This window comes from Terriglobus roseus, from assembly GCF_900102185.1.
Classification (GTDB): Bacteria; Acidobacteriota; Terriglobia; order Terriglobales; family Acidobacteriaceae; genus Terriglobus; species Terriglobus roseus_A.
The window spans coordinates 3,735,856-3,755,963 of sequence record NZ_LT629690.1 but is presented as its reverse complement, the minus strand read 5'-3'; the positions used below and the strand labels follow the sequence as shown (position 1 = coordinate 3,755,963).

Below are 20,108 nucleotides of genomic sequence, written 5' to 3'. Positions count from 1 at the left end.
CGCCTGATTAGATCGCACAGCGGCTGATCCTGGAGTCAGCTGGCCCATATCCCTTGCGGATAGTGAAATGGGATGGAAAGCGTGCGGTTAAGGCTCAACGTGATTCGATTTCAGAAATGCGCGAAGTTTCGAGTAGATAGTGATCTGTTGCTCCGGTGTGAAGTGGCCATGAAGGCCGTGATTGATGATCATCAGCTCAGATGGTTCACCGACTCTTTTCAATGCAGCATCCATGTCAACACTCTGGTGAAAGTCGAGGATGGGATCTTCGTTCCCAGCGATAAGGAAGACAGCCGGACCGTCTTTTCGAACATAGTGAATGGGCGAGACGAGGCGCGCCATCGCTTCGCGGTTGGGCATACTGCCGAACCATGTAATCGCGTCATCGCGGCCCGGCGGCAAGTTATCTTGATGTAGCAACTTTTCCATGTCGCCTACGCCAAACCAGCTAACGACGGCAGCTACACGTGGGAGCGGCATGCCTGGGCACTCGCGATCAAGCCCTGCTGATTCCTGGATAAGGCCCGTGGTAAGTGCGAGGTGACCGCCTGCCGATTCTCCAGCAATGACCAGTCTCGATAGATCGAAGTGTTTGTCCTTCGCATGTTGTGCAACCCAGCGAAGTGCACAAAGGCAGTCTTCGACGGCGGCGGGCGCGAGTGCAACATGCGCCATGCGATATTCGACATTCACAACGTTCCAGCCCATCATCACCCAAGGCATGAAGGCGCCGATAGAGTACTCCTTGTTGAGTCCAATCCATCCACCGCCATGGATGAAAATGAGGGTTGGCATGGGTTTATCTGTATCGATGCGCTGATAGAGATCAAGCTTCAGGTCCACACCACTTGCTAGCAGGTACGTGATGTTAGGCGTCATGGCGTAGCGTGCGCGCAACTGAAAAGCCGCGCGCATGCCTTCCTCTGATGGGAAGGTGGGTTCTTGCGCGAATGCTGTATTGAACAATAAGAGGAGGAAGCTGAAAGCTGCCCATATCTCGAAGCTACGACGATTGATCGGCATGTATCGGTACTCCTGTTAAGGAAAGCGATTTCGCGCGGTCGGCCGAGCGGATGGCGAGCGTTACGCAGACGTACGCGCACGGGTATACGACACCCGAGACCGCGAAGACAGGCGCAAACGAAAAGCGGTCTACAGTAGGGCCGATAATGAGGGTCGAGATCATGCCCGATATGCCACCCACCATACCGGTCAGACCAACAATGGATGCATTGTTTTCAGCGGGAAGTAAGTCTGTCACAAGCGAAAGGTAGTTGGTGATCCAGATGCCATGTGCAAACAACAGGAGGCTCATGCACCCGATGGCTGCAGGGATGCTGCCTACCAATCCGGCACACCACGACACGGGTGTCATTGCTGCCGCAATCAACAACATCCGGCGCTTTGCTGTTACAGAACCCATTGTTTTGGAAAGAACGTCTGTCAATCTTCCACTGAAAATCTGACTAACGCTCAACATGAGGAATGGAATCCAGAAGAGGTTGCCTATGGTTTGCAATGGCAACCCACGTTCCTTGGAAAGGAACTGAGGGATCCAAAACATGTAGAAGTAGAAGACCGGATCGAAGACAAAGCGTGCGAGCAGGAACCACAGAAGACCGGGTTGCTTTAACAGTTCGCTGTAACTCGATGCTGTGCTGCTGTGTGTACTCCGTGGAGCGGGTTTAACGAAGATGATCCAGACTGCACACCACAAAATACCGAGCAGGCCGGAAATAAGGAAGGCTCCACGCCAGCCGTAACGGACGGCCAGCAGCACAGTCAGTGGTGGTGTAAGAACCGCTCCAAGTGCTGATCCACCGATGGCGATCCCAGTTGCAAAGGATCGGTCTTCCGGAGCGGAGTATTCCACGGCTCCGCGCGTCGCTGCAGGAAAGCATGCCCCCTCACCGAAACCAAGTGCAAAGCGTGCAATTGCAAGTTGAGCGCCGTTTCGAACGAATGCATGCGCTGCCGAGGCTGCCGACCAAATACCGAGAGAAAGCGTGAGACCAAGCTTCACTCCCAGACGGTCTATCATGTAGCCGCCGAACGCTGCCATGACCGTGTAGCTCAATTGAAACGCAAACACGATATGCGAATACGTAGTGTTGGTTATCCCGAAGTTCGCAAGGATACTAGGCGCAAGTATCGACAGCACCTGTCGATCCAGAAAGCTGAGCGCTGTCGCCATGAATAGCATGCCGACGGTGAACCACGGGAATCGTTTCCGTTTCATCATTGCGCGACGATCTGAATCTCCAAGTCGAGGATGCGTGCAATCTTTTTAAGTCTGTCGATCTGATTTCCGATGCCAAGTGCGAAGTGATGGGTTACACCAGCGTCCGTCCAATTCTCCACGAAAGTTGGCATGTCCGGAGCGAACTTTCCACGCGTATTGGTATTGCCGGTTTCTGGGATGCCCCCAGGGAGCGATGCTCCTTCCGCGACGATGAATGCAAAGCGACCATCTTCTCGTACGGTAAGACCGGTAATTGTGATGGGCCCATTCTTCACCTTGAACTCCACTGAGACGCCGTGGCCGAATTTACCGTGGTACAGGCTGAGACCACGCAGTGCTGGCTGTTCGTCGCTGATGCCGATGTGGCCAGGGCCATCATGGCCGATGAAGACGAAGTCCTCACGAAAATCTGCGGGATGCAATTCACAGAACGATCCGCCTGCCTCCAGGCGATCCATGATGAGCATCGCTGTGCAGTTCTTCAGATCACCTTCACCCGCTACCGGAATACCTTGGGCGGTTAGTAGTGAGGCGCCAACAATGATGTTCGCGATGAGGAACTCGTCCTGATTATTAGGCAGGCCGCGATAGTAGTGAGAGAGGCCGTCGAGTTTGTAGTCGGCCACGAGCTTCTCAAGACCAACCGCGACACGCGCGGAGTCACGCATGGCTTCTGGTGTCACTCTGCCAGCGATTGCTGAATCAGAACCGGGTTCTGGGAAAGTGAAGAATGCCCGGATACGTTCCGTCATGCCTTCGATTTCGGCTTCGGTGGCTTCGTCCACACGCTTCGCAAGATCGCCCATTTCAATCATGTCGACGTGCATGCCGAACGCAACCGTGAAAGAGGTTGGATCGACGTTCATATCAAGCATGCCTTCAAACGGGTGACCTAATAGACCAATACGTGCATTCTTCAAGGTGTGCACAGCTTTTGCCGCGTAGACCCAGTCTTCAATCATGCGTTCGGAGCGAGGGTCATCGTGCAAGGTGCCGAAGACACTATCCGCGCGCAGCCCGCAACGTCGCAACGCATACATGATCTCTGGCAGCGATGTGCAGTTATCGTGCGCCAGCTGCACATGCGTAGTTACCTTTTTCACGTCCATGCCGGCCGTAGGCTGAAGCCCCACCAAGAGCATGTGTGCCTTGCCGCGTTGTGCGACGGGAACCACGAACGCGCTCTGTACATAGGTGGTCACGAAGCATACGATCAGGTCCACATTCTGGGATGCAAAAAGGTCTCCCGCAACACGGCCGCTTTCTACCGTGTCTACAAGGCCGCCTGAGATCACTTCAACATCCATCTTGCGGAGTCGCTCTTCGAACTCGTCACGATAGCCAGCAAGCTCTTCGCGCAACCCGGGAAATTGTGGCCAGTAGCGATGAAAACCAACATTGAAAACACCAATGCGCGCGCGTGTGTGCTTCTTACGTACCTTGGCAGCCGCTGCTGTTTCGGGGCTCTTAGTCTCTGCAAACTGGGGATTCATGTTCAAGCTCCTTTGTTGTTATGCGTCTTAGCGGGTTACCAGGAAATGAAGAGGGAGCCGGTGATCCCATGGACTGTAAGCCTGCGCCCGTTCTCGCTGCGGGTTACGGGGACGGAGTTTTGTTCCACATGGAGTCGCATGTCGTTGGCCTGAAAGATGACACGGCCATCATCTTCAGGAAGGAAGGTTACGGTCGCATCTTTGAGCCCTTTGATTAGAGTCCTGCGTCGGAAACCAGTCATGCCTGCGTAGTACTCGACGCATGAAACTTCCCCCGCCTGCTGTGTTTGAACGAAGACACGCGCCTCATGATGCCAAGCACGTGGCAATGTGTAGACAGCATGTCCGTCTTCAAGCCATGCTTCGCGACCGACAAACAGTGGAGCGCCCATAGAGAGACGGAGACGTACGCTTGATGTTGTGGAAGGCGCATAGCCAGAGAAGAAGTAGCCGTTGCGGCAGCGTGCGCCAAAGATGACGGGCAACCGCGTTTCTGGAGAAGTCTTGCTCACCACAATAGAGACACCAAGCTTCGCAAGCACTGCGCGGGCAAGCGCCTCCGCTTGGAATGATGTGGCAGGATCATCCGGTATAGGAATGCGGGCCGAGGCGTTCTCAGGAATGCGCGAACAGAAGGTGCCGCGAATCCAGGCACTGTTGCCATGTTGTACAGCGTAGGCCCGTTCCTTCCCGTTTGCGCTGACGGTTGCAAGCACCGTTGTGCCTGACTGAGCGACCGTATTGATGTTGCCAGCATTCGTAAGGCTGCGATGTTGGAAACGCATGGCCTGCGCGCCATGTTGCACATCATCCAGATGGAGGCTGCTCTGCAGCGCCAACTCGCCATCAATTCCATCGGACAGGGCGAGCCCGAGGTAATCGAGCATCGTCTTACTGGCATGTGTTACAGGGCCGTAGAAGAGCACCGGAAGACCACGGCGTGCGCGATCCAGTAAGGCTTCCTCCAAGAGTGAGCCTGCAGTTGGAACAAGAGTCAGCAAGACGGTTTCATCGAAGAACGCGTGGTTTTGGCGAAGCGTCGACAGGTAATTTGTCGTGGAGACGACAGAGTTGAGAGGAAGCCCTGTATTCACGGCACCGCGAAGATACCAATCGGCAAAGAACGGGAGTTGAGGATTGGGCGCCTCGCCGAAAACCATGTCGTGATATTCACGGAAGGGACAGATCCATGTGAGTAATCCCGGAGCGTCGGAGAAGTCATCGACTGCACCAAGCACATGAGGCGTCACTTCATTCGCAGCTTGTTCCGGCATGCGCCCGTAGCTGTTGTCTACGGTAAGCATCTCGAAGAATGCTGGACGTGTGATGTCTGCATTGCCATTGATGCGTGCCACTGCAAGTGGAAGATTGATATCGTGTGGCTCCCGTCCGTAGCGATCAAACCAAGGACTATTGAGCCACCAGGGATCGTGGACATAGAAGCGGAAAGGGAAGCGGCCATCCGGCGGTAGCTCTGCAATGCGAGAGAGATAACCCACGAGTTCAAGTCCGAAATCGCCGTCGATGGCGGCCCATGGTGAATTGGGAGGTGCGACCATGTTGAAGCCGCCATCGTAAATCTGCTGTAGCGGGCAAGCATTCGTGGCGAGGTCGCTGCCGAGCAGGAGATTCGTGCCTCGCGTTTCCAGAGGGAACTTTGGGCATTGCTTACGGAAGTCTTTCCAGAAGCCGAGGATGGCATCCCGCAGCGCGGGTGCTGCATGCACATCGAACTTCGTGCCATCAAAGAGCGGTCCCTTTACCGCCCAAGGGCTTACTGAAAAACCGAAGCCGTTGGAAAGCCAGAGATAGTCGAAGCCAAGATCTGAGAGGAAATGCTGAGCCTGGCCGCCAAGAAAGGTGCCTAGGCTCATGCCTTCCGTGATGCCATTTGGAAAGGCAGCGTACGAAACCTTATCAGCGTGAAGATGTGTTACGCAGGTCACGAATGTGCTGTGCCCCATTGTGTTGTCATTCGCGATTTCAGGATGGCGCGTGTATTTGAAGGATGACTTCGCGAACTCGGGTCCTGGATCAAAGGTGGCTCCCACCGTGACTGGTTTGCCAGTGACAGCGGTTCCGATACGTTTGAGCGTGGCAACGATGCGTCCGAGTACGCCATATGTCATGACGGGTGGATTATCGATGTAGAGATGCGGCACCGAGTGCAAACCCTTGCGGTCAGGATCATCTCCCGGTGCAGCCTCGGGACGGTTGCCGATGCCAATCCACTTGGCCCACTCAAACTCGTCTGTACTGCGCCCGCGGTAGTCGAGGATCTCGCTGCCATCGGCAGACCACAGCATGACTGCGACCGCATTCACTCGCCGTATCAATGGCAGCCACTGATGGAAAAGATCCTGGCAGACCGCTTCGACATATGCCTGATCGGTCTGTCGAAATGGTTTGAGACTCATCTCGAGCGTCACGCGATCAAACGCTGTGTTCTCAAGATTCGGCTCTTGCGGCCACGGTACGTCGCGTAGAGACGCCAAGTCGGCTCCGTGCTGAGCCTCGATGGAGCGACCTGCTGCACTGACCACGGTCGAAGCAGCGACGTAGCGGAAGATGTCACGTCGAGTTGGATTTTTCATGGGCCTACCAGTATGCCTTCAGACCGAACTGAATCTGACGGTTGTTTGTTCGTGTGCTGGTGATTACACCAAACGATGGTGATCCGACAGTCGTATTTGGATTTCCGAAGCTGGGGTGATTGAAGGCGTTGAAAAACTCTGCACGAAACTCCACCCGATAGCGATCATGGAAGACGGTGTTCTTCACAGCAGAAAGATCGACATTGTTTTCGCCTGGCACTTGAATGACTCCGGTGGCGCAGTTACCGAATGTTCCGAACGGCTGCGAGACAATCTTGGATGTATCGAACCAGCGAGTGATGGTGCGTTGGCTTCCAGAGAGATTTGGATTCCCGATGCAGTTGGGGAAGTTACGATCAACTCGGCCGACGTTTGCGCTGATGTTCGAGGTGGGTGAAATGAATTCACCCTTGAAAAAGGTGAGGATGCCGTTACCACTCCAACCACTGATCAGCTTGTCCACGATGACTGGAGCGCTATTCAGGAAGGCGCGATTGCGGCCAATGGGAAGTTCGACTGTGGGACTGATGGTCAGTCGGTGCGGCTGGCTGTAAACCGTCGGACCGTAGTAGCGGTGGCGTGGCACATACTCATTGCCGATGGCGGACTGGTCGCCCGCCTCTGCAATGCCCATCGCTTTCGAATAGGTGTACGCTGCCAGTGCGGAGATGCCGTGAGACATTCGTTTCTCTGCTGTGACCTGTAGCGCATTGTAGTTCGCTTGATCGATTGCGCGTGTGATGCTGATGTCTGCCGCGCCGGCGAATGGTCTGCGTGAAGCGATGGACGTTGGGTTCGCAGGATTCGCGTCGACGCGAGCCTGATTGATTAGGTCACGTCCAGTGAGCTTGTGTGCGGACGAGCCGACATAAGCGGCTTGAACCGCGAACGTGTCAGTTAACTGGCGTTGGACCGTGAGGTTGTACTGATACGTGTAGTTGTCAGGAAGATTGTGGTCGACCGAGAAGATGTTGGAAGTTGGGGTGACCGCGGGTGATGCCGGTCCGAAGATGCCTCCCGTGAGGGTCGGAGTTGAGGAAGCAGAGTTGACCGTTGTGCTCGCGAGGAAAGGCGGATTCAATCCATAACCCGATGAGAGCTCCGATCCGCGAATGAATCCGTAGTAGATGCCTGAGCCACCACGGATGACAGTACGCGGCGTGATGCTATAGGCAAAACCCAGACGTGGTGCGAAGTTGTTGCGATCTGGCTTGATCAGCCCATCAATGCCATTACCGGGAGTGAGGAAACAGTTGCAGCCACGGTCCCAGACATTTGCCTGGTTGTGTACTTCCCGGAACGGCTGGTTGTACTCATAGCGAAGACCGAGGTTCAGGGTAAGGTTTCGGGCTATCTTCCAGTCGTCCTGAACATATGTTTGATACTGATTCCATCGAAGCACCACCAGGCCGTTTGAGGTGACAAGTTGTGTCACCGTCGCGGTATAGGGAATACCAAGGATGAGGTCGGCAACTGGATTCCCCGTATGCGTTGCATCACTACCTGTGAAGCGCCCGTCGAAGGAGAGATTGCCGTTCGGCGTTGCAGGGTCGTACTGCGCAGGTCGATACTGACGCGCCTCAAAACCGAAACGCATCGTGTGCGCACCACGTATCCAAGTCAGATCGTCATTGAACTGATAGTTATTCTCGTAACCACCAGTGGGCACGTTGATAGGCGATCCCATGGAGGAATAGCCCTGCACACTCAGGATTGGTGCGCCTTGTTCAAATGTGGGGATCTTGAGATTGGTTAAGCCAAAATCCTGGGTGGCAACGTCATGGTCCGCAAGAATGAGTTGCAATGAGAAGAGGCCATAAGTCCAGCCGAATGCTGCTTCGTTGAGTAGATTCGGGTTGAAGATATGCGTTTCATGCAGAATGGCCTGTTTGCCCTTGTAACTGTTGACGGTGCCGCTGTAGGGCAGAGGAAAGTTGTAGCTCTGTGCATTTTCTGATGTGTTGCTGAAGCGTCCGAAGATGTTGTCAGATTTGCTGATCTGATGATCGACGCGGATGTTGAACTGGTTGGCATCATCAGGTAGGGAACTGGATGCCACGTAGTTATAGCCAGCAACGCCGGTCAGATTGGGCGCGGGATAGAGTGAAGCCGCCGCTTTGCCTATCTTTGAGATTTCGTTCGCTGGAATTTGATTGTTCGCGTAGGGGGTGCGAGCACCAGCGGTGAGAATAAACGGGTCGTAGATCTGTGCGCTTCCTGAGAAGTTCCCGGCCAGCTGAGCAGGTGTGGGAATGAGCGCATAGAGCGTTTGTGCTTGACGAACACGGAGTCCCTCATAGCTTCCAAATGCGAACGTGTGATCTTTCCAGAGAGGGCCGCCGAGAGTAAAGCCAAACTGATTGCGTTTCAGTACGGGTGTCGTCTTGCTGAAATACGGCTTGGCATCAAGGATATTGTTGCGAAGAAACTCCCACACATCACCATGAATGCTATTGCTGCCTGATCGGATTGCCGTGTTGATGATGGCAAGACCATCGCCGTATGCGGCAGAGTTGGCATTCTGTTGAATCTTGAATTCCTGCACTGCATCAACCGACGGAGTAATGGCAGGACGGCCGTTTTGAAAGAGGCGGGCGTCCACACCGTCGAGCAATACAGAGGTCTGATTGCCGCGTGCACCGTTGATGCTGAAGGTGCTTTGCGCCCCTGGATTCTCTGATGCGCCGGGTACTAACAGGCTCAGAGCGAATACATTGCGACCATTCAAGGGCATCTGCAACACCTGCTGCCCTGTGATGATTTGGCCAGTCGATGACGTCTCACTTTGAACCAGAGGAGCTGTTGCCTGCACTTCGACCTTGCTGGTCGTCTCGCCGATCTGGAGCGACACATCATCCTTGAGTGTCTGATTCACGTCCAAAGTGATTCGTGATTCGATGGTCTTGAAGCCGGCCATACTGACACTGAGCCTGTATTCACTCGGTAGCAGAGCGGGAAAGCTGTAGTAACCCTCGGCGTTGGTGGTTGTCTCTTTCACTTGAGCCGTAGCAACGTTCATCAGCTGTACAGTTGCCCCAGCAACGGATGCGCCCGTGGGATCAGCAACCCGGCCATTGACCTGGCCCTGAGAGCCCTGTCCGAGTAACGAGCAAGGCAATATGAAAGGCGCTACGAGTGGCAGTGCAAGCAGGACTTGGGAGGAGCGGAAATGCCTGGGATTCATGGTCACCTCGCCTATTCACATAGTGAACATATGTGTGTATATGTTGGCGGAACCCATTAATGCTTGTTGCATTAATCCACTGTCAAGAACAAGTCGTCACTGTGGCTGCATTTTGTGCATCATTGTTCACATATTGAATATTGTGTCGGCCTGCAAAGACGGCCAACTACTTCAATGAGGAAGCAGAAGCACGAGGATAGTAACGCCTGAGATTGGTGCGATTCAAAAGGATGTGGTCGACGTAGACTGCCAGCGGAGTTTTCTGGTGGGCAATAACTGTAGCTGCTAATTTGAGAAGTTCTTCACCGTAGCGTTCGGGGAAATAAGCCACGGTTGCGATGAGCGGGCTCGAGGTAAGTGCCAGTTCAGCTCGTGCTTCGGCTGTACCGTTCTGACCGACGATGGCAACCTGATCTGCAATTCCTAACGCTCGCGCCGCTTGCACCGCTCCCATGGCGCTAAGGTCGTTGAAACACGAGATGAGTACCTTGCTCCTGCGCGGCAGCGACTTTAATACGCGCAGGCATGCAGCTCTGCTGGTCTCAACGGAGGCAAGACCATCCACATGAATCACGCGCGTAGACGCATCAATGTTGAGCGTGGTGTTTAGTCCCTCGACTGTTCCGGTAAGACGTGCCATTGTCGCCGCTGCAGAAAGTGAAGACTCGAGGAGGACCAGCTTGTCGAAGTTCCCCTGCCATTGTCTGCGTGCAAATGTGCCCAAAGCTTCACCGGCGAGCAGACCTGCGCGATAGTTATTGCCTCCAAAATAGAGAGCACCCGCTATAGGTGTTTCTACACTGATGAGCGGGATTTGCTCTTGAAGAAAACGATCGGCGAGTAAGTGCGCGAGTGAGCCACGACGTTGGAAAAGGATTACCGCTTCTGCACCGGAGCGCAGTACGGCGTCGATCTGATCGCGTGGAAGTTCGATGTCACCAGTATCGACAAGTTCCAACTGCAAGCCACTGTTGGCGGCCGCACGCTGCAGGCTCCTGGTGACTTCTTCACGAAAGGGATTTCCTGTGAGCGGCGCGATGTAACTAACGCGTGGCATCCGCTTGCGATTCTTTGCTCGGTAACGTTTGTCCGCCAGACGCTCGATATATCCGCGGTCCTCGAGCGTACACAAGAGGCGGAAAACAGCAGCCCGGTCAAGGCTAGTTAGCTGCGCGATGTCATGAATCCGCAGCGGCTCCGGAGCGCGTTCCAAGCTTTCAAGGACATCCAGTCCTTTATCGAAGGTTCCGGAACCGTAATGTCGCGTCTTCGACCCCGCCATCAAATCATTTTAGCCACAGGGGATGTGTTTACTCCGTTGGTTTCCTTGGAATCGACTTTGTGGATTGTCCGTACAAGTCGGATGGATTCGCGCATTACATGCGATTCTTCGATGCCTTTTCGAAGAATCCTAGGCGCAGGTGGAAGCGCCCGAACGGTCGTCGAGATGCAATCGTCTTGAGGATCGCCCTTCCTGAAGTTCATGTGCGAGTTTGCGCACCGATGCGGAAGCCAACTTTGCTGTGGGCTCAGCCCTAGCGCTTCGCAAGGGGTATCCCCAGTCTTCCGCGCTTGCGCTTGTGCAGACCTCCACTGCGCTTCGTCCTATCCGTTCCGCTTTGCTGCTCTAAGGATGGGAGAGACTCCCGCTGCACCTTGCCGCCCCGGCGTTCGCCACGTGGGCAGTCGATATCTGCATGCCGTGTTTCCACGCTGACATCGTGATTTTGGTGTCTGTTTCCTGAACCATTTGAGTTGCGGTGTGCATCCTACAGAATCTGCAAACCCTTCAATGTCTCCTGAACTATCACTCATTGCGCAGCGCGACCATGGGGTCGATGGACATGGCGCGCCGAGCAGGAACCAAGCACGCAACTAGCGCCACCATCACAAGCAGAATGCACACCCCCGCAAGGGTCGCGGGGTCATAAGGGCGCACGTCATAAAGGATCGCGGACATGAGGCGTGTCACTGCCAGAGCCGCGCCCGTGCCAATGACTGCGCCGGCCATCGCCAGAAGAAGTCCGCGCCGCACCACCAGCCGCATCAATGCGCCTCTTTGCGCGCCAAGAGCCATGCGTATTCCCATCTCGCGGGTGCGTCGCGCTACTTCGTAAGAGAGCAATCCATACAGACCAATGCACGCCAATATCAAAGCCAGGAATGCAAAAAAGCTCGACAGGCGCGACATGAGGCGCTCCTGATAGAGAGCTTGCTCGATCTGTTGTGACTGGGTGCGCACATCGAAGAGGGGCAGGTTGTTATCGGCCTGTGCGACGATGGCGCGCACCTGTTTTACCAATGCCACGGGGTCGCCGGAGGTACGCAACTCGAAGTGAGCACTGTTGCCCACCAAAGGCAGAAACATGGTGGGCATGATCTCTCTCCGCAAACGAGAGTATTTAGTGTTTCCGACTATGCCGACGATGAGATAGCCCGGCTGCGGACCAGTTGACGGCTCATCACCTTGTCTATTGCCTACATGCAGGCCTATAGAATTCTGATTGGGGAAATACTTCCTGGCAAACGCTTGGTTGATGAGAATAGGCTCGGGAGCCGTCTGCGGTTCGCCGGTTGGGTTCGCGGCCTTGGGACTATCAGATGCGACAACCTGTTTCGCCGCCTTAATCACTCCGTTCGTCGCCTCTGCCGACGCAAAGTCAGCTGGCGTAAATAAGCGGCCGGCAATTATGGGGATCTGCATCGTCCGGAAGAAATCCGGCCCGACTCGTAGTGTGGCGGTGTTGGCATTCGTCTTGGGAGGCGCACCATCGAGATGCACGTCGCTGGCCGACCAGCTTCCACTCAAGAGTGCGTCCTCGGAATAACTGGCCGACATCACTCCGGGCACTGCTTCGAACCTCTCCTGCAACTGTCGGTAGAGATCGACCGTTTGGCGGTCTTTGTATCCTGCCAGGCTCGGGTTGATACCAAAGAGCAGAACGTTTTGCGTATCGAAACCGGGGTCGAGCGTTTGCAGCTTATGTAGGGTACGCACCAGCAATCCCGCGCCGACCAAGACCACTACCGAGAGTGCCACCTGCGCGACAACCAATGCGTCGCCTGACCGGAAACGCCAGCCGCCTTGAGATGCGCCACCGGAGGTGGACGGTGCAGTCTCCCTGATCGATGGAGTAAGGTCAGCGCGTACGCTGAGGAAGCTGGGGACAAGACCACACACGACGCCTGTGGCGAGGGCAGCGCAGCTGGTGAACGCAAGCACACGCCAGTCGAGAGCGATGACAAACGGAAAGGGACTATTGAGGCCGCTCGAGATCAAGCTGGTGAGTGCATGTACGCCCCAGACAGCAACCAGGATGCCGAGCCCGCCGCCAGTGATTGCCAACACCAGGCCCTCGGTAAGAAGCTGACGCACAATCCGCGCGCGCCCGGCGCCCAGTGCCTGTCGCATAGCCAATTCCTTTTGGCGGTTGGCAGAGCGAGCCAGAATTAAGCCGGCCACGTTGGCGCAGGCGATGAGTAGGATAAAGCCCACCGCAGCCATGATGAGTTCGAGCATGGGGGCAATTTCGCTGCTCGCTCCGTTCAAAGCCTCACGCGCTGGCAAGAGTCGAAGAGAGGGCGTATCACCCGCACTGAAGATCGGCTTGGCCGAGTGCAGTACCTCGATGTGAAAGAGCGTGGTTGTCTCAGCCTGTGCCTGTTCGAGAGAAACACCCGGCTTCAGCCGGCCAACCAGAACCACCCACCAACTTGCAGGATCAGATAGTCGATCCTGTGTCCGCCACTGCTCGCCTTGTACGCGCATTGCGAGTGATAAGGGCATAAAGAAGTCCTGGCTCTTGCCTGGCGTCAGGCTGGTGAAGCTCCGCTCGGCAACGCCCACGATGGCGACATCCACGTTGTTGAGACGGATAGTGCGGCCCACGGCAGAAGGATCGGCGCCAAACGCGCGCTGCCAGTAGCCGTAGTCCAGCACAATTGCCGGCGAGGCGGAAGGAGCATCATCTGCAGGACTCAATGGCCGCCCTTCAACTGTCTTCACGCCGACGGTCGAGAAGTAATCGCCAGAGACATATTCGCCGCGCGCAATATTTGCAGCCCCATTGCCACTGAAGCCGACCTCAAAAGGACCCGCAAACGCAGCCAAGCCGGAGAATGTTGTCGTGTGGCTACGGAGGGCCTTATAAAACGGCACGGAAAATGCGCAATCCCTAGTGTGGTTATCGTCGTCGCAATCCCCATATTTGCTGTGTCCATTCAGCTTCGGCTCTTGATGTGAATTCCAACTAAGCACCACCAGGCGCTGCGAGTCTTCACCCGGCAAAGCCCGTAGCAACACCGCATTAATGACACTGAAGATCGCGGAGTTGGCACCGATGCCAAGCGCCAGTGTAAGAATCGCTACAGCCGCAAAGCCCGGCGATCTTCCCAGCATACGCAGCGCATAACGCAGATCCTGTATCGCGTGCTCGATCCAAAGCAGGGATCGTTCGTCGCGATGCGCCTGCTTTGCCTGCTCGACACCGCCGTAGGCTCGCTTCGCGGCCAATTGAGCTTCTTCAGGCGACATACCGCGGCGTTCGAAATCGTCTGAGAGCAGTGTGAGATGGGACGTCACTTCACGTGCAAGCTCTTCTTCTACGCGGTTGTTGCGGAAGAGACTGTTTAACTTCGCAAAGTTTCGTCTTAAACGCGACACGATTATTGCTCCTCGGCCAACAGCTTTTCGACCACACTCGACATCTGACGCCAGCGATTCGTCTCTTCTTTAAGCCCTTTCAATCCTGCTTTCGTGATGGCGTAGTACTTTGCTTCGCGGTTGTTCTCCGTCGTTCCCCAGGAAGCTTGTGTCCATCCGTGCTGTTCCAATCGGATAAGGGCCGGATAAATGGTGCCTTGGTTCAGGTTTAACTGGTCCCCTGAAACTTGTTCAATCCGGCTGGCGATTCCGTACGCGTGCTGAGGCCCCATCGTAGCCAAAGTGCGGAGAATCATCAGATCTAGTGTGCCTTGCAATATCGGAATGGGCGTCTTCTTCACTTGGAATTCAAGTAAAGCGTCTTATTCACTTGAATGTCAAGTGGAAATTACGGGACGAGGTTCGGTGCCCTGGCTAGCGAATTCGATTGAAACTCCCGTTCGTACCCCTGACTTGGAAGTACTCGACATCACCAGCCGGTTAAGGAAGCACGACGATTGCATTCGTTCGTCACTATCTAGCCAGTCGAGGGAAATTCTGATTGATCTGGCCATCCACAGGCAGCTGCTCAATCAAATGCTTCAGGGACTGTTCCGCTGTTCGCGATATACCACTCGCCTAGTGGAGAGTTGCAGCGCAGGTGAAGATACTGAGAGGTGACGAAAAGCCGGCTTATGAGAGTACTAGTCCGCTGCGCAACAAACGGCCTCTAATCGTAGTGAGGAACGCTCTAAGGTTACGTAGAATCCACCTGAACCTCTGAGCCGTTATGCGGAGCTATCAGAACCGATTCTCTCTATAGACGTTGCTTCTGGTGTACCTGATAGGCAGGATCCTTCAGCTGTTGCAGGATGAGTTCCCAGCCTCATGATCGTTGTCTTTCATGTGATTCCTCCTGCACTTTTCGCACTGGAGCATGGAGCACGCATCTATCGTTTGTGCGGAATGCTGGTCTTCACAAGCTTTTGCCTAGGCACTGGAATGCTTTTCGAAAGCATCAGTCTGCGGGCTGGTTTTCCATTTTGGTATTACAGATTCACCTAATCTGATGGAGAAAAAATCTCGGGCCTTCCAGTCCTGCTTGCGTTGGCGTATGTCGGGATGGGGTATCTATCGCAAACTTTGAAAGCTGTAAGCAGGGACAAGAGAGAAATTACTGGGTAGAGAATCGAACCGGAAGCCGTCTCATCGGCAGCTTGATGTTAACCAAACTTGTCAAAACTTCAGCATCATTTCGGGCCAGATCCACGACTTTCTCCGGAAAGATAAACAAACCAAGACTGAGTGGTGGTGGGGAGTCCCAGCCAAACCTCTCTCTGGTTTGGAACGTTTGATCAGGGATTTTTACAGGGTATATGCGCAGTTTTAGCGGCGAGAGTGGTCCTATCACCGCTACTTTAGGCCAATCGCCAGATGTTGCCAGGCACTGAACAGAGAATCAAGCGTTTCCGAACTCTCATGTCGAACGAACGGGGCCAACTCAGGGAAGCGGTGGACCGGAAATTCCGAGCGAGGGCCGCCGGGTGGCATTTCTAATCGTATCTACAGGACGCAGTTACCTACGCCGTTCGGCGTGAGAGTGTAATCATGTCATCCATGGCAACTAGCCGATATTTCGCCTACGTGTTCGCCATTTTGTTCTTCGTTGCCACCGCGGCTCACGGTGAGCATTCGAAGAATGTCCTTGTCCTGCACATGGAAAATTCACATACGCCTGCGAACGCCGCGGCATCCCGAGCGATCCAAGAGGTCCTGGGGCGAGAACCTACCGTTCAAATATTTGAAGAGTATCTTGATGAGAATCGCCTGGGCGAGGATGGTGCGACGATAGCCGATGTCTTTGCCCGCAAATATGCCGGACAACACTTCGCTCTCATCATGACCGTCGGGCCACCTGCACTCGAATTCCTTGCACAATTCGGGGAACAGCTCTGGCCGTCTGTTCCGAGAGTGTTTGCTGACGTCGATGGTAGGCCGGCGCAGCTTCCACCGGACACTACTGGCGTATACGGCTTCTTTCGCTTCGCGCCCACCATTGACTTGGCACTCCGACTGCAACCCGATGTGCAGCACGTCTTCTACATAGGAGGTGGCGCTCCCTGGGAGATTGAGCGCCGGGGTATTGCGCAGAACGAGTTCCGCCCTTACGGGGGACGACTGGACTTCACTTACACAAACGGTCTTCCTCTACCGCAACTTTTGAATCAACTCTCCGGTCTGCCTCCACACAGCGTTGTGATCTACACGACGTTCTTCAAAGACAACGAGGGGAATACATTCGTCACCGCAAACCTTGCGCCCGTGATTGTCGCCGCGTCGAATGCCCCGGTGTATGCGACCCTGCAGGGCGCTCTCGGTAGCGGAATTGTAGGGGGCAGCCTATTCGATTTTGGGCCGCAGACTCATGCAGCGGCTAAGCTCGGGCTGAAAATCCTTCGCGGCACCGCTGCCACTTCCTTGGCCGTTGAGGAGGGACCTACCAATAAGGTCATAGTTGACTGGCGGCAGCTGAAGCGATGGTCGATTCCAGAGAGTAACGTACCACCGAACGCCACGATCATGTTTCGCGAGCTCACCATATGGGAGCGCTACCGGCGCTACCTCTGGATCGCCGCTGCTGTGGTGATTGGTCAGACTCTGTTGCTGATGGTGTTGCTTGTCCAAGTGCGAGCCCGTCAACGCGCCAATGTGGCGATTCGTGGTCTGACGATGCGGTTGATTCATGCAACCGAGGATGAGCGTAAGCGCGTTGCCAGCGAACTGCATGACGATATTGGCCAGCGGCTTTCGCTATTGTCAGCACAGCTTGATTCCATGGTCATCCGATCTGGAAATGAAATCGAATCGCAAGAACTGAAGGAATGCCTTCACGAGGTAGATGCACTTGTTACGGACGTGCACGACCTCTCACACCAACTGCATTCCTCGCAGGTGCAGCATCTTGGCTTAGATGTTGCCCTGCGGAATCTATGCAGAAGCATCGCTCAGCGAAACAATCTGAACATCGCGGTGGAGTGTGCCGATCTCCCCCCGGAATTACGATCGGACGTCTCGGTCTGCCTCTACCGCATAGCGCAGGAAGCTTTAAACAACATCGTGCGCCACAGTGGTAGTGACCGGGTTGAAATAAGCGTTAGCGGAGCAGGAGATCGAGTCACGATGATCGTGAAAGACTTTGGCCATGGGTTCGAAGCAGCCAAATCTCCCGCAGGTCTTGGGCTTGTAACGATGGAGGAGCGCCTGAAGGCGATCTCCGGCACTTTTTCAGTGTCTTCTAAATTGGGGGTCGGCACCACGATCAGTGCTTCGCTACCCTTGCGCGACGCGGTTGCGGGGCACGATCCAGAAGAGACACAACGCGACTCCGCTGCATGATCACGCTTCTCACCTTGGGGTTTCGTTCATCGGCTGTCTTTCAACTCAGCGGACAAGTCTGGGAGTCATATACTGTCTTCCCGCTAGCACTTCCCGAACAGCATGTACCAGCTCAGAACTTGCCGACTTCTTGAGCACATAACCATGTGCCCAACCGCTCAAGGCACTCGCTGCGATCTCTGGGTCCTCGTTCATCGTAACGATAAGCAGTTTCGTATGCGGTGCGAACTCAGTCAATTGTCGCCTGGCTTCGTTTACGTCGAACGACGGCATCGAAAGATCAAGCGTGATGAGGTTAGGCCGTAATCGCATAGCCTCGCGCAAAAGGGTGCGACCGTCAGACACGATACCAAGCACCTCGAACTCCGGTTCAAGCAGCTTTCGAAAAGCCTCCGCAAGTCGAACATAGTCTTCTGCAATAAGAATCCGCTGTCGATTCATTGCAATCCTTCTTGCAAAAGCAGTCCGCACATCGACCAAAGTCCTCGGACGATTTGAGCGACATCGTTAACAATTCTAGCCAAAGCGACAGCAAAGGAACGACCGGCTCACCCTGAAAACAATATTCCTCAGGTTGTCGTCTTGCTAGCATTCATGCTCACAAACCTGTCTAGATGAACTCAAGCCCAAACCTTCGTTGGCGCCCCTAACTTCTTTCTAATCGATAAGTCCTTCTTGAAGGGGAATCGAAGTTGTCGGGCGGAGAGGAACACTATTGCTCGGGTGGCAAAGGGGGCTTTCGAGGATGTGTGACGTAGACCCGAGTCGGTGGGCAGCTTTCTTTTGGCCGACCCGCGCATTCGGAACTTACTAGACGGCCTGCGATTACCAATCGAAATATCCCGAGATCCGTTAGATCGCAAGCCTCATGGAACTCTCAATTAGCGTTCTGATTTTTTAGTCTCCCTGACGGAACCGATCCACTCCGTCATGCATCCTACTCAGTCTGCTGATCCTTCAAGGTGCTAATGTCTGTGCCGGAAGGGAATTTCTTCAACCAGATCCGAGGCGATCACAGCCGATGTCGAAAAAGATTGCAGTAGTAGGAGGAGGCCCCGGTGGACTCGCAGCGGCAATGCTGCTCTCCAGCCGAGGGTTCCAGGTTGACCTCTTTGAGAAGCAGGATGTCATCGGTGGTCGCAATGCCGAGTTGAAGCTCGGGTCATATCGTTTTGATCTAGGGCCGACGTTCCTGATGATGAAGTTCCTTCTCGATGAACTCTTTGAGGAGACGGGGCGTTCGATCTCTGACTACTTGGATTGCAGGCTTCTTGATCCGATGTATCGGCTGACCTTCAAGGACAAGTCTTTATTAGCGCGCTCGGAGCCATCCGCGATGCAGGCGGAGATCGACCGTGTTTTCCCGGGCGAGGGTATTGCTCTAGAACGATTTCTAAAACGGGAAGGGGAGCGGTTTGAAAAACTGTATCCCTGCCTGCAGAAGCCTTACGGAACTCTCTCTTCTATGGTGAGCAGAACGCTCACTGCGGCGTTGCCGCATATCGCTATGGGGCGTTCTCTATTCGATGTCCTTGGGAGCTACTTCAAGTCGGAAGAATTACGTCTCGCCTTCACTTTCCAGTCCAAATATCTCGGTATGTCGCCATGGGATTGTCCTGGCCTGTTTGCAATGATCCCGTACACCGAGCATGCGCATGGCATTTATCACGTACAGGGAGGCCTATGCCGCATCAGTGATGCACTTGCTCGTGTCGCGAACGAGAATGGTGCGCGAATCCATACGTCGACTCCTGTGCGCCGTGTACTTACGAAGGCGGGAACCGCAGTTGGCGTTGAATTGGTGGACGGTGAAAAGCGGCTTTATGATGACGTGGTGCTCAACGCTGATTTCGGGTATGCCATGGGTAATTTGTTTGAGCCTGGAACGATACGGAAATATACCCCCGATGTTTTAAGTCGGAAAAGGTGGTCCTGTTCGACGTTCATGATGTATCTCGGCGTTGATAAGACTTATCCCGATACGGATCATCACACGATCGTTTTCGCGCGGGATTACAAGCAAAATCTCAAAGATATTTCCCAGCGCCACGTTGCGTCGGAGGATATCTCGGTCTATGTCCGCAATTCGGTAATCACTGATCCATCGACTGCCCCTGCGGGGCACTCCTCGCTGTACATCCTTGTGCCCGTTCCAAACAATATGAGCGGCATCGACTGGGGGCAAGAGAAATGGAAGTACCGCGAACGTGTCTTCCGGCTTCTTGCGGAACGAACGCCGTTTGGTGACTTGCAGCAGCACATCGTAAAAGAAGTGATGGTCACTCCATCTGACTGGGAACACAAACAGTCGGTGTATCAGGGTGCCACGTTCAACATGGGACACAACTGGGCTCAGATGTTGTATCTGCGTCCGCACAATAAGTTCGAAGAGGTTGACCATTGTTATCTAGTGGGTGGAGGAACGCATCCTGGTTCGGGTCTACCTACCATCTTCGAATCAGCGCGTATTGCCGCCAATCTGATCTGTGACCATTACGGGGTTGCGTACCGCGAAGCTACGCCCTATCGTGATTTGGCATTGGCATCTGTCTGATCC

The 20,108-nt window shown here is 54.5% G+C and carries 11 protein-coding genes; 2 read left to right on the top strand and 9 right to left on the bottom strand.

The features are described from left to right. Nucleotides 1–87: 87 nt before the first annotated feature. From BLT38_RS15785 to BLT38_RS15750, 8 genes are all read right to left on the bottom strand, one after another. On the bottom strand, nt 88–1,023 hold the full coding sequence (locus tag BLT38_RS15785) for an alpha/beta hydrolase (RefSeq protein WP_083346045.1): 936 nt from the start codon (nt 1,021–1,023) through the stop codon (nt 88–90). Continuing rightward, nucleotides 1,004–2,242 (bottom strand): MFS transporter, encoded by a 1,239-nt coding sequence (locus BLT38_RS15780; RefSeq protein WP_083346044.1) that lies wholly within the window; start codon nt 2,240–2,242, stop codon nt 1,004–1,006. The genes BLT38_RS15785 and BLT38_RS15780 overlap by 20 nt, the downstream gene beginning before the upstream one ends. Next, complete coding sequence (locus BLT38_RS15775) at nt 2,239–3,735, bottom strand: L-fucose/L-arabinose isomerase family protein (RefSeq protein WP_083346043.1); 1,497 nt, start codon at nt 3,733–3,735, stop codon at nt 2,239–2,241. Before BLT38_RS15775 ends, BLT38_RS15780 begins: the two co-directional genes overlap by 4 nt. A gap of 35 nt (nt 3,736–3,770) precedes the next feature. Then, complete coding sequence (locus BLT38_RS15770) at nt 3,771–6,329, bottom strand: hypothetical protein (protein ID WP_083346042.1); 2,559 nt, start codon at nt 6,327–6,329, stop codon at nt 3,771–3,773. Nucleotides 6,330–6,333: 4 nt separating this feature from the next. Continuing rightward, a complete protein-coding gene (locus BLT38_RS15765; RefSeq protein ID WP_083346041.1) occupies nt 6,334–9,513 on the bottom strand; it encodes a TonB-dependent receptor in 3,180 nt (1,059 codons plus the stop codon). A gap of 166 nt (nt 9,514–9,679) precedes the next feature. Next, the gene (locus BLT38_RS15760) at nt 9,680–10,795 is read right to left on the bottom strand and encodes a substrate-binding domain-containing protein (RefSeq protein ID WP_083346040.1); all 1,116 of its coding nucleotides are present in this window, start codon (nt 10,793–10,795) and stop codon (nt 9,680–9,682) included. A 525-nt stretch (nt 10,796–11,320) separates the two neighbouring features. Beyond that, the gene (locus BLT38_RS15755; RefSeq protein WP_083346039.1) at nt 11,321–14,176 is read right to left on the bottom strand and encodes an ABC transporter permease; all 2,856 of its coding nucleotides are present in this window, start codon (nt 14,174–14,176) and stop codon (nt 11,321–11,323) included. A gap of 2 nt (nt 14,177–14,178) precedes the next feature. Further along, entirely contained in the window at nt 14,179–14,472 is a 294-nt protein-coding gene (locus tag BLT38_RS15750) for a PadR family transcriptional regulator (protein ID WP_231966554.1), read from the bottom strand. Nucleotides 14,473–15,763: 1,291 nt separating this feature from the next. Here BLT38_RS15750 and BLT38_RS15745 point away from each other — a divergent pair. After that, nucleotides 15,764–17,551 (top strand): sensor histidine kinase, encoded by a 1,788-nt coding sequence (locus BLT38_RS15745; RefSeq protein ID WP_083346037.1) that lies wholly within the window; start codon nt 15,764–15,766, stop codon nt 17,549–17,551. Between the two features lie 45 nt (nt 17,552–17,596). On the opposite strand, the gene BLT38_RS15740 is transcribed toward BLT38_RS15745, so the two are convergent. Then, nucleotides 17,597–17,992 (bottom strand): response regulator, encoded by a 396-nt coding sequence (locus tag BLT38_RS15740; RefSeq protein ID WP_083346036.1) that lies wholly within the window; start codon nt 17,990–17,992, stop codon nt 17,597–17,599. A 580-nt stretch (nt 17,993–18,572) separates the two neighbouring features. Between BLT38_RS15740 and BLT38_RS15735 the strand changes: the two genes are divergently transcribed. After that, nucleotides 18,573–20,105 carry a phytoene desaturase family protein gene (locus BLT38_RS15735; protein ID WP_083346035.1) on the top strand — a complete coding sequence of 511 codons (1,533 nt, stop codon included), beginning with the start codon at nt 18,573–18,575 and terminating at the stop codon, nt 20,103–20,105. Nucleotides 20,106–20,108 lie beyond the last annotated feature (3 nt).

What these genes read in the sequence shown, in the direction of transcription:
- BLT38_RS15785 (WP_083346045.1), bottom strand. Translation starts at nt 1,023, where the DNA reads ATGCCGATCAATCGTCGTAGCTTCGAGATATGGGCAGCTTTCAGCTTC.
- BLT38_RS15780 (WP_083346044.1), bottom strand. Translation starts at nt 2,242, where the DNA reads ATGATGAAACGGAAACGATTCCCGTGGTTCACCGTCGGCATGCTATTC.
- BLT38_RS15775 (WP_083346043.1), bottom strand. Translation starts at nt 3,735, where the DNA reads ATGAATCCCCAGTTTGCAGAGACTAAGAGCCCCGAAACAGCAGCGGCT.
- BLT38_RS15770 (WP_083346042.1), bottom strand. Translation starts at nt 6,329, where the DNA reads ATGAAAAATCCAACTCGACGTGACATCTTCCGCTACGTCGCTGCTTCG.
- BLT38_RS15765 (WP_083346041.1), bottom strand. Translation starts at nt 9,513, where the DNA reads ATGAATCCCAGGCATTTCCGCTCCTCCCAAGTCCTGCTTGCACTGCCA.
- BLT38_RS15760 (WP_083346040.1), bottom strand. Translation starts at nt 10,795, where the DNA reads ATGGCGGGGTCGAAGACGCGACATTACGGTTCCGGAACCTTCGATAAA.
- BLT38_RS15750 (WP_231966554.1), bottom strand. Translation starts at nt 14,472, where the DNA reads ATGATTCTCCGCACTTTGGCTACGATGGGGCCTCAGCACGCGTACGGA.
- BLT38_RS15745 (WP_083346037.1), top strand. Translation starts at nt 15,764, where the DNA reads ATGTCATCCATGGCAACTAGCCGATATTTCGCCTACGTGTTCGCCATT.
- BLT38_RS15740 (WP_083346036.1), bottom strand. Translation starts at nt 17,992, where the DNA reads ATGAATCGACAGCGGATTCTTATTGCAGAAGACTATGTTCGACTTGCG.
- BLT38_RS15735 (WP_083346035.1), top strand. Translation starts at nt 18,573, where the DNA reads ATGTCGAAAAAGATTGCAGTAGTAGGAGGAGGCCCCGGTGGACTCGCA.